Raw genomic sequence first — 9,142 nt, 5'->3', positions numbered from 1 at the left:
CGCCCCCCCCCCCCCCCCCGCCCCCCGCCGCCCCCCCCCCCCGCCCCCCCCCCCCCCCCCCGGGGGGGGGGGGCCCCGCTGCCGTACCGCTCGGAACTCCCCGGTGGTCGACAAGACCGAGGCTGTCGACGGACGAGAGCGACTCTCGTTCCACGCAGCGCAACGAGAGTCGCGCTCGTTCCGCGCGGGACGAGAGTCGCTCTCGTGTCACCGCGCACCGGAAGTCACTCTCGCTGCACCAGACGCAACGAGAGTCCCTCTGGTTCCACCTCCCAGGCCCGTCCGCTCGGGTGGGGCGGGACGGGAGCACCTGGGCTGAGCGGTAGCCGTTCCCGGGTGCCGACCGCCAACTACCCTGGTCGCGTGCAGCCCCCCACGGTCCTCGTCGTCGACTACGGCGCCCAGTACGCCCAGCTGATCGCCCGGCGGGTGCGCGAGGCGCACGTCTACTCCGAGATCGTCCCCGGCGACACCCCGGTCGAGGAGATCGTGGCCCGCAAGCCGGCCGCGCTGATCCTGTCCGGCGGCCCGTCGAGCGTGTACGAGCCGGGGGCGCCCGTCGTCGATCCGGAGCTGTTCACCTCGGGCGTCCCGGTGCTCGGGCTCTGCTACGGCTTCCAGGCGATGGCCAGGGCGCTGGGCGGGGAGGTCGCCCCGGACGGCACCCGAGAGTACGGGCGCACCGAGCTGACGGTCACCGAGCCGGGGGCGCTGCACGGCGGGCTGCCGCAGCGGCACCCGGTGTGGATGAGCCACGGCGACTCGGTGGTCCGGGCGCCGGAGGGGTTCACCGTGACGGCCTCCTCGGAGCGGGCGAAGGTGGCCGCGTTCGAGGACGTGGAGCGGCGGCTGGCCGGCGTGCAGTACCACCCGGAGGTGGGGCACTCGCCGCACGGGCAGGACGTGCTGGCCCGGTTCCTGCACGAGGTCGCCGGCATCGCGCCGGGCTGGACCACGTCGTCGATCATCGACGAGACCGTCGCCGCGGTGCGCAAGCAGGTGGGCGACGGCCGGGCGATCTGCGGGCTGTCCGGCGGGGTCGACTCCGCGGTCGCCGCCGCGCTCGTCCAGCGGGCCATCGGCGACCGGCTGACCTGCGTCTTCGTCGACCACGGGCTGCTGCGCTCCGGGGAGCGCCGGCAGGTGGAGCGCGATTTCGTCGCCGCGACCGGGGCCAACCTGCACACCGTCGACGCCGCCGACCGGTTCCTCTCGGCGCTGGCCGGGGTCACCGACCCCGAGCAGAAGCGCAAGATCATCGGTCGGGAGTTCATCCGGGTGTTCGAGGCCGCGACCGGTGAGGTCGCCGCCGAGGAGCACGTGGGCTTCCTGGTGCAGGGCACGCTCTACCCCGACGTCGTCGAGTCGGGCGGTGGGTCGGGCACCGCCACCATCAAGAGCCACCACAACGTCGGCGGCCTGCCGGACGACCTGGAGTTCAGCCTGGTCGAGCCGCTGCGCGCGCTGTTCAAGGACGAGGTGCGCAAGGTCGGCGCCGAGCTGGGGCTGCCCCCGGCGATCGTCAACCGGCAGCCCTTCCCGGGGCCGGGCCTGGGCATCCGGATCATCGGCGAGGTCACGGCCGACCGGCTGGAGACCCTGCGCGCCGCCGACGCCATCGCCCGCGAGGAGCTCACCGTCGCCGGCCTGGACGCCTCGATCTGGCAGTGCCCGGTGGTGCTGCTCGCCGACGTGCGCAGCGTCGGCGTCCAGGGCGACGGGCGCACCTACGGCCACCCGATCGTGCTGCGGCCGGTGTCCAGCGAGGACGCCATGACCGCCGACTGGAGCCGGCTGCCCTACGAGCTGCTCGAGCGCATCTCCACCCGGATCACCAACGAGGTCGCCGAGGTCAACCGGGTGGTCCTGGACGTCACGAGCAAGCCGCCGGGCACCATCGAATGGGAGTGAGGCGCTCACCGCGCCCATCCCGGCCCAGGTCCAGGAAAGCCACGATGCCGCCCTGTGGGGGCGGCATCGTGGCTTTCCTGAACTCCGTGCGGAGGTGTTCGGGCTCAGCAGCGGCGGCTGCGGCGCAGGCTGCTGGTCAGCAGCAGCACCCCGAGCAGGGCGGCGCCGCCGGCGAGCAGCCAGCGCGGGTCGAAGCCCGCCCAGGAGAAGACGACCTGGCCGACGAACGCCGAGACCGACATGGCCAGCGCGAACACCCCGACCAGCAGGGTGAACACGTCCAGCCCGCGGCGCCGGGTCCGGGTGACCTCGGTGGCGAACCGCTCCTTCACGCTGCCCTCGTAGGAGCCGTTGTGCTCAGTCACGCTGCACCTCCACGCTGCCCGCTCCCATCTCGATGTCCAGCACCAGCGGCCGCCCGGAGGCGACGCCGTCCTCGCCGAGGTCGGTGACCCGCAGGCTGGAGCTCGGGCCGCTGCGCGACTGGTCGAAGACCTCCACGTCGCCGATGCCGGTCTTGGCCGCCACCGTGACGTCGGCGTCCTCGGGCACCTTCACCGTCACGTCGCCGACACCGGCCGAGATCCGCGTGCGCACCGGGGTGCCGGTCCCGCCCTGGGGCAGGGCCAGGTCGACGTCGGTCAGGTCGAGCTCGATGGAGCCCGCCGCGCGCTCGTAGACCGGCTGGATGGCGGCCACGGACGTCGGCGCGACGACCAGGTCGCCGAAGTCCTCGTTGTCCCAGTCGCCGGCCGGAACGGCCAGCGCGCCCCAGGTCAGCGCGCTCAGCAGCAGCGCGATCGGGATCAGCCCGCGGCCGGCGCGGACGAACGAGCCGATCACCAGCCCGGCACCCACGACGGCCAGCAGCACGCCCAGCAGCACGGGCGCGTTGGTGACCGTGAACCCGCCGGTCAGCAGCAGCACGAACGAGGTGACCGCGGCGGCCAGCAGCGCGACGCCCAGGGTCACCGGGGTGACCGGCAGCCTGCGGGGCGCGGGCTCGGGCGCCGGCGGCGGACCGGGCTCGGGCAGGTCCCAGGCGAACGGGGCCGCGCCCAGCGGGTCCCAGCTCGGCGGGGTCGGCACGCTCGCGTCGGTCATCGGGACGCCTTCCTTGACCAGCGACGGGCCGGTACCGGTCGCGGTCGTCGGGGCCTCGGCGGCCGCGACGCCCGTGGCGCCGGTCCAGCCGCCGCCCAGCTGCTCGGAGCGGCTGCGGTGCAGCAGGAACAGCAGTCCGATCGCGCCCAGCCCGACCAGCACCGGGGCGACGCCCCCGCCGTCGCCCCACCAGCCGAGCGTGACCGCCGCGGCCACGACGAGCCCGACGATCGCCAGCCCCTGCCGGGATCGCGGCCGCCCGCCCTGGCTCGGCTCGGACGGCAGCGCGAACCACCCGGCGATGTAGAGCGCCGCCCCGATCCCGGAGAACGCAGCCACCACGAACCCGATCCGGACCAGCGTGGGGTCGAGGTCGTAGCGGCGCGCGATCGCCGCGGCCACCCCCGCCACCTTCCGGTCGTCCGCCCGCCTCGAGGGCCGGGTCTCCCACATGTCGCGCAACGTGGCCTGCACGTCGGATTGGTCGATGTTTCGCACGGTGCTCACCTCCTGGCGCCCAGCCTGCCGGTCGGGACGCCCCCGGACATGGGGGATGCCCCGGAGGACCCCCGGAAGCTTCCCCGATGTTCCCCCTTCCCCCGCGTGTGACCATGGGAGCGTGACAGCAGGACCCACCACCGCGGCCGCACCGCCCGCCACCGCCAGGACCCCGGCGGAACGCCGACCGCTGCAGCGCAGGCGCAGCGGGCGCTTCATCGCCGGGGCCGCCGGCGGGGTGGCCGACCACCTCGGCGTCAACGTGCTGTGGGTGCGCGCCGTGCTGGTCGCGCTGCTGCTGCTCAACGGCACCGGGCTGGTCGCCTACGCGCTGCTGTGGATCTTCATCCGGCAGGAGCCGACGGAGTCCGGCCGGGTCATGGAGCGCAACGAGCGCCAGCAGGCGCTCGGGCTCATGGCCCTGGCCGTCGCGGTCGGCCTGGCCGGCGCGGCGCTGGACAACTCGGTGGTCAGCTGGATCGCCGGCCCGCTGGGCGTCACCGCGGTCGGCGCCGCGGTCGTCTGGCAGGAGGCCGACCAGTCGCAGCGCCGCCGCTGGGCGGCGGGGGCGCGCTCGGGGGTGCTGGCCGGGGGCAGGCCGTGGCTGCGGGTGCTGTCCGGGGCGGTGTTCGTCGCCGCGGGCATCGCGGTCTTCCTGATCGGGAACCTGGAGCTGGGGCAGGTGCAGTTCGCCGTGCTCGCCGTCGTCGCCACGCTGGTCGGCGTCGCGGTGATCACCGTCCCGTGGTGGCTGCGGCTGGTCCGCGACCTCGGCGAGGAGCGCCGCCAGCGCATCATCGAGGCCGAGCGCGCCGAGATCGCCGCCCACCTGCACGACTCCGTGCTGCAGACGCTGGCCCTCATCCAGCGCCAGTCCGACCAGCCCCGCGAGGTGCAGCGGCTGGCCCGCGGCCAGGAGCGCGAGCTGCGCAGCTGGCTCTACGGGCCGGCGGGCTACGGCCGGGCGAGCATGTCCGAGCCCGGGAAGGCGGCCGGGCTGGCCGAGGCCGTCACCACCGCGGCCGCCGAGGTCGAGGACACCTACGCCATCGACGTGCGGCCCGTCGTCGTCGGCGACCACCCCCTCGACGACGACCTGCGCGCCGTCGTGCTGGCCGCGCGCGAGGCGATGGTCAACGCGGCCAAGCACGCCGGCGTCGCCGAGATCAGCGTCTACGTCGAGGTCGAGGAGGGTGAGGCGCACGTGTTCGTGCGCGACCGCGGCGTCGGCTTCGACCCCGGCGCCGTCTCGGCCGACCGGCACGGCCTGGCCGACTCCGTGCACGCCAGAATGGAGCGGCACGGTGGCACGGTACGGCTGCGCAGCGCCCCCGGGGAGGGCACGGAGGTGCACCTGAGCATGCCGATCGACGGTGCCGGCGGGACCACCGCCGAGCGGCCCGTGCAGGAGGAGGCAGGCACGTGACGGAGACGACCGAACCGACCGGGGCGCCGACCGGCCCCATCAGGGTCTTCCTGGTCGACGACCACGGGCTCTTCCGCTCGGGCGTGCGGGCCGAGCTCGACCGCGGCGTCCCGGACGTGCAGGTGGTCGGGGAGGCGGGCTCGGTCGACGAGGCCGTCGCCGCGATCCGCCACATCAAGCCCGACGTCGTCCTGCTCGACGTGCACATGCCCGACGGCGGCGGCGCCGAGGTGCTGCGCAGGCTGCGCCCGGAGCTGCCCGACGTGGTGTTCCTGGCGCTGAGCGTGTCCGACGCCGCCGAGGACGTGATCGCGGTGATCCGGGCGGGCGCGCGCGGCTACATCACCAAGACGATCTCCGGGCGCGACCTGGCCGACGCGGTCCGCCGGGTGCACGGCGGCGACGCGGTGTTCTCCCCGCGGCTGGCCGGCTTCGTGCTCGACGTGTTCTCCGACCGCCCCGGCGCGGCGCCGCCCGGCGACCCGGACCTGGACATGCTGACCCGCCGCGAGCGCGACGTGCTGCGGCTGCTGGCGCGCGGTTACGCGTACAAGGAGATCGCCGGCGAGCTGTTCATCTCGGTGAAGACGGTGGAGACGCACGTGTCGAGCGTGCTGCGCAAGACGCAGCTGTCGAACCGGTACGAGCTGTCGCGCTGGGCGTCGGACCGCCGCCTGGTCTGACGGCCCCCGGTCGAGAGCGGAGTCCGCGCCCGCTCTCGACCGTCCCGGCTAGCGGTTCGGGCCGAGCGCGCCGCCCAGCCCGTCGACGATGTCGGTGAGGGGGTTGCCCGACGGGCGCCGCGGCGGCGTCGTGCTCTCGTCGTCGTCGGCGGGGTCGTCCGCAGGCTCCTCGGCGGAGTCGTCGTCGGCGTCGCCCTCGGCGGAGCTGCCGCTGCGCTCCTGGTCGTCGCCGCTCGGGTCGTCGCCGGAGTCCGCTGGCTCCTCGGCGTCGTCGTCGGAGGGCTGCGCGGTGTCCTCGGCGGGCGGCGGGACCACGGGGTCCGGGTCCGCAGGCACCTGCACGAGCACCGGGGCCAGGACGGCGGCGGGCGCCGCGGGCGGCTCCTCGTCGGCGGGCTCCGACGTCGGCGCGGCCGGGCCGGACGTCGAGGGCAGCGGCGCGAGGTGCGGGGCGGCGGTGCCCGGGCGGGGCTCCGCGGGCGGCGGCGGGGCGTCGTCGCCCGCCGTGCCCAGCAGCAGTACCGCGGCGGCGGCGACCGAGCCCAGCGCGAGCGCGCTGCCCGCGCCGACCAGGACCCGCCGCCAGCGGCTCGGCCCGGACGCGATGACATCGGTCGGCGGCTCCTCGCGCGCCGGCTCGGCCTCCCACTCCAGGTCGGGGTCGGGGTCGTAGCCCTCGCGGCGCAGGAGGTCGGCCACCGAGATGGGCGTGGCCGGGCTCTCCGGCTCCTCGTCGAGGTCGTCGTCCCCGTCGTCGTCGAGGTCGTCGTCGAGGTCGTCCCGGAGGTCGTCGTCCAGGTCGTCGTCCCCGTCGGCCGTGGAGCCGGCGGCGGGGTCGTCCGGCGCGACGGCGGCACCGTCGAGCTCGGTGGCCGGGCCCTCGGGCCCCGGGTCGGGACCGCCCTGGTCGTCGGTCGGCGGCGTGGTAGCCACAGCTCGCGTCCCCCAGTCGTCGTCGGTCGTCCACGGGTTCGACCGATGATCGCAAGGTGTGCGCGCAGCGTTGTGCCGGGCGATCATCCGCTGGCCCGTTCGGACGATCCACGACCACGGTGCGGCTCATGCCGACTACGTGCCGTGACAGATCGGCCACGAGGGGAGGAAGGCGGGGCTCAGCCTCCGAGCAGTCCGCCGACGGTGTCGGTGACGCCGCCCAGCAGGCCGCCGATCGCGCCGCCACCCGAACCGGACGGCTCGGCGGGCGCGGGCGCAGGCGCGGCCGTCTCCGGCGCGGCGGGTGCGGGGTCGACCGCGTCCGGCGCGGGCGCCTCGGAGCGGGTGTCACGCTCCGGCTCCTCGGGGGCGACCGCGGGCCCGACCGCCGGCGCGGGGGCGGTGCGTTCTCCGGCGCGGTCGGTGGGGGCGACGCCGCCGGCGACCGGGGGCGGCGCGACGACCGGTGCCGGGGTCCGCTCGGCGGGACCCGGGGCCCGTGGGGCGGGCACCACGCCGGCCGCCGGGGCGACGCCCGCCGTGCGGGGCAGCGGCATGCCGGGCGCCTGCCGGCCGGCCACGTCCTGCGGCAGGACGTGCGCGGTCGGCGGGGTGCCGCCGTCGACGCCGGTCGAACCGCGGGTCAGCTGGTCCAGCAGGCCGCCGGGGACCGGTCCGAGCGGCGCGTCGTACCCCGCGTTGCCGACGGCCACCGCGCCGCCGAGCACCGAGCCCGCGACGACCACGCACCCGACGACGATCAGCGTCCGGCGCCAGCGCGCCGGGAACGCGCGCGGCCCGGTGCCGTCGGCGGCCTCCGCTGCCTTCTCGACCTTCGTGGACTTCGCGACCTCCGGGTCGTCCCGCAGGACGTGCCCGTGCCGGCTGAGCAGATCGGCCACCGATACGGGCCCGTCGGCTCCACCGGTCGACCGTGTCCGAACCACAGTGCATGCCCCCTCAGCCGTGCCGACCGGGGTTGTCTACCGGACCGGCACCCGCCCGGACCAACTCCTGGGCGGCCGTTCGGGTGGCTCCACTCGATGATCGCAGTCGGTCTCACTGCCCGTACCGGCCGATCACCCGTTCACTCGATCGCCACGACCTGGAACGCCTCGGCCAGGTGACCCGCGGGCAACCCGAACCGCCGGGCCACCCCGCCGCTCAGCGCACGCACCCAGTCGCCGATGTCGGAGCGGTGCGCGGTCTGCGAGACGTGCTCGCCCAGCGCGGCCAGCTTGCGCTCCACCGTCGCGGTGATGTCGACGGCGTGGTCCTGGCGCTCCTCGGGCGCGCCCATCATCCACAGCTCCGGCACCGTCCACGCCTGCATGCCCTCGGCGAGCAGTTCGGGGTGCGCGAACGGGTTGCGCGCGTCGGGGTAGACGGCGGCCAGCGCGGCCTCGCCCGCGGCCCGGTGGTCGGGGTGCGAGGCGCCCAACCGGCGCCAGAAGATCTCCGGCGACTGGGTCAGCACGCGCTGCGGGCGGAACCGGCGGATCTCCCGGCTGATGTCGCGGCGCAGCTCGATGCTCGGCACGAGGCGGCCGTCCGGGTAGCCGAGGAAGCGCACGTCGGAGACACCCAGCACGGCCGCGGCGGCGACCTGCTCGGCCTCGCGGAGCGGGGCCATCCGCTCGCGCGGGGTGTCGTCGAAGCCACCGGCGTCGCCCGAGGTGCAGATGCAGTACGCCACCTCGATGCCGGCCGCGGTCCAGGTGGCGACGGTGCCCGCGGCCCCGAAGTCGACGTCGTCGGGGTGGGCGGTGACGACGAGGACGCGCTCGACGTCGTCGCGGACGGTGGCCCGGCGGGGCACCGGCTGCACGGCAAGATCGCTCACCGGCGCACTCTACGGCGCGCGGGCGGGCCCGGCCGGGTCCGCGGGGTGCGGCTCAGGCCTCGCCGCGGAACTTCTTGCGGGTGGACTCCAGCTGCTGCTGGGCGACCACGCCCGCACCCCCGCTGATGATCATGCCGAGGACGTCGGGGGCCAGCCCGCCGCTGGTCAGCAGCAGGCCGAAGGCCGCGACGGCCGAGGTGATCCCGGCGACCTTCCACCGGCCACCGACGTAGTCGATGGCGTACTGGCCCGACGCCCCGCGCTTGCGGGCCGCGCTGTTGAGCATGGCCAGGTACCCGACGTGCCCCAGCGCCGCGACCAGGCCGACCAGCGCGATGACGAAGGCGATGACGCCGACCGCAGCTCCCATGCCCTCCAGAGTGCCACGACAGCGGCCCGGAGGTGGGTGAGCGGGACAACGGCCCGGACACGACTCGACGCCCCCGGTCGACGGGTCAGTGGCCGCCGAGGCGCCCGCGGCCCAGCCGCAGCAGCAACATGCCCAGCGACCGGCCGTCCGGGCCGAGCTCGCGGAACCGGGCCAGCACGGCCATCTCCCGGTTGTAGACGATCCGCGGCCCGCCGGCGGCCATCCGGGCGCGACCGATCCGCTGCGAGACCTCGCTGCGGCGTTTGACCAGGTGCAGGATCTCCCGGTCGAGGCGGTCGATCTCCAGCCGGAGCTCGTCGATCACCTCGGGCGGGTCGATCGGGGGCGGCTCGGCTGCGTCGGCGGGGGACGGG

General features: G+C 75.7%; 10 protein-coding genes. 3 read left to right on the top strand and 7 right to left on the bottom strand.

Annotated features, from left to right (window positions below; translation table 11 throughout):
• Positions 1–363: 363 nt before the first annotated feature.
• Positions 364–1,911, top strand: a complete 1,548-nt coding sequence (guaA, locus tag KDL28_RS07595; protein WP_252436620.1) for a glutamine-hydrolyzing GMP synthase — start codon at positions 364–366, stop codon at positions 1,909–1,911.
• Between the two features lie 104 nt (positions 1,912–2,015).
• Here guaA and KDL28_RS07590 read toward each other — a convergent pair whose 3' ends face one another.
• Both KDL28_RS07590 and KDL28_RS07585 read right to left on the bottom strand, forming a co-directional pair.
• A complete protein-coding gene (locus tag KDL28_RS07590; protein ID WP_308215944.1) occupies positions 2,016–2,276 on the bottom strand; it encodes a hypothetical protein in 261 nt (86 codons plus the stop codon).
• The gene (locus KDL28_RS07585; protein WP_252436618.1) at positions 2,269–3,513 is read right to left on the bottom strand and encodes a PspC domain-containing protein; all 1,245 of its coding nucleotides are present in this window, start codon (positions 3,511–3,513) and stop codon (positions 2,269–2,271) included. Before KDL28_RS07585 ends, KDL28_RS07590 begins: the two co-directional genes overlap by 8 nt.
• Before the next feature lie 121 nt (positions 3,514–3,634).
• Here KDL28_RS07585 and KDL28_RS07580 point away from each other — a divergent pair, with 121 nt between their 5' ends.
• Together KDL28_RS07580 and KDL28_RS07575 are read left to right on the top strand one after the other, a co-directional pair.
• Positions 3,635–4,939, top strand: coding sequence for an ATP-binding protein (locus KDL28_RS07580; protein WP_252436616.1), 1,305 nt, complete (start codon positions 3,635–3,637; stop codon positions 4,937–4,939).
• Positions 4,936–5,622 carry a response regulator gene (locus KDL28_RS07575; RefSeq protein WP_252436615.1) on the top strand — a complete coding sequence of 229 codons (687 nt, stop codon included), beginning with the start codon at positions 4,936–4,938 and terminating at the stop codon, positions 5,620–5,622. Before KDL28_RS07580 ends, KDL28_RS07575 begins: the two co-directional genes overlap by 4 nt.
• A gap of 48 nt (positions 5,623–5,670) precedes the next feature.
• Here KDL28_RS07575 and KDL28_RS07570 read toward each other — a convergent pair whose 3' ends face one another.
• From KDL28_RS07570 to KDL28_RS07550, 5 genes are all read right to left on the bottom strand, one after another.
• Positions 5,671–6,555: a hypothetical protein gene (locus KDL28_RS07570; RefSeq protein WP_252436613.1), complete on the bottom strand. Its 885-nt coding sequence runs from the start codon at positions 6,553–6,555 to the stop codon at positions 5,671–5,673.
• Positions 6,556–6,734: 179 nt separating this feature from the next.
• Complete coding sequence (locus KDL28_RS07565) at positions 6,735–7,457, bottom strand: hypothetical protein (protein ID WP_252436611.1); 723 nt, start codon at positions 7,455–7,457, stop codon at positions 6,735–6,737.
• Between the two features lie 185 nt (positions 7,458–7,642).
• Positions 7,643–8,398 (bottom strand): PIG-L deacetylase family protein, encoded by a 756-nt coding sequence (locus tag KDL28_RS07560; protein ID WP_252436609.1) that lies wholly within the window; start codon positions 8,396–8,398, stop codon positions 7,643–7,645.
• Between the two features lie 52 nt (positions 8,399–8,450).
• Positions 8,451–8,768, bottom strand: coding sequence for a hypothetical protein (locus KDL28_RS07555; RefSeq protein WP_252436607.1), 318 nt, complete (start codon positions 8,766–8,768; stop codon positions 8,451–8,453).
• An 85-nt stretch (positions 8,769–8,853) separates the two neighbouring features.
• On the bottom strand, positions 8,854–9,108 hold the full coding sequence (locus KDL28_RS07550; protein ID WP_252436659.1) for a chorismate mutase: 255 nt from the start codon (positions 9,106–9,108) through the stop codon (positions 8,854–8,856).
• Between the last annotated feature and the right edge of the window lie 34 nt (positions 9,109–9,142).

The organism is Pseudonocardia humida (assembly GCF_023898865.1).
Classification (GTDB): domain Bacteria; phylum Actinomycetota; class Actinomycetes; order Mycobacteriales; family Pseudonocardiaceae; genus Pseudonocardia; species Pseudonocardia humida.
The sequence above is the reverse complement of the archived record's forward strand: the minus strand, read 5'-3'. Positions and strand labels throughout refer to the sequence as shown.

Coding starts and splice junctions, on each gene's coding strand:
- KDL28_RS07555 (WP_252436607.1), bottom strand. CDS start 8,768: ATGGGAGCTGCGGTCGGCGTCATCGCCTTCGTCATCGCGCTGGTCGGC.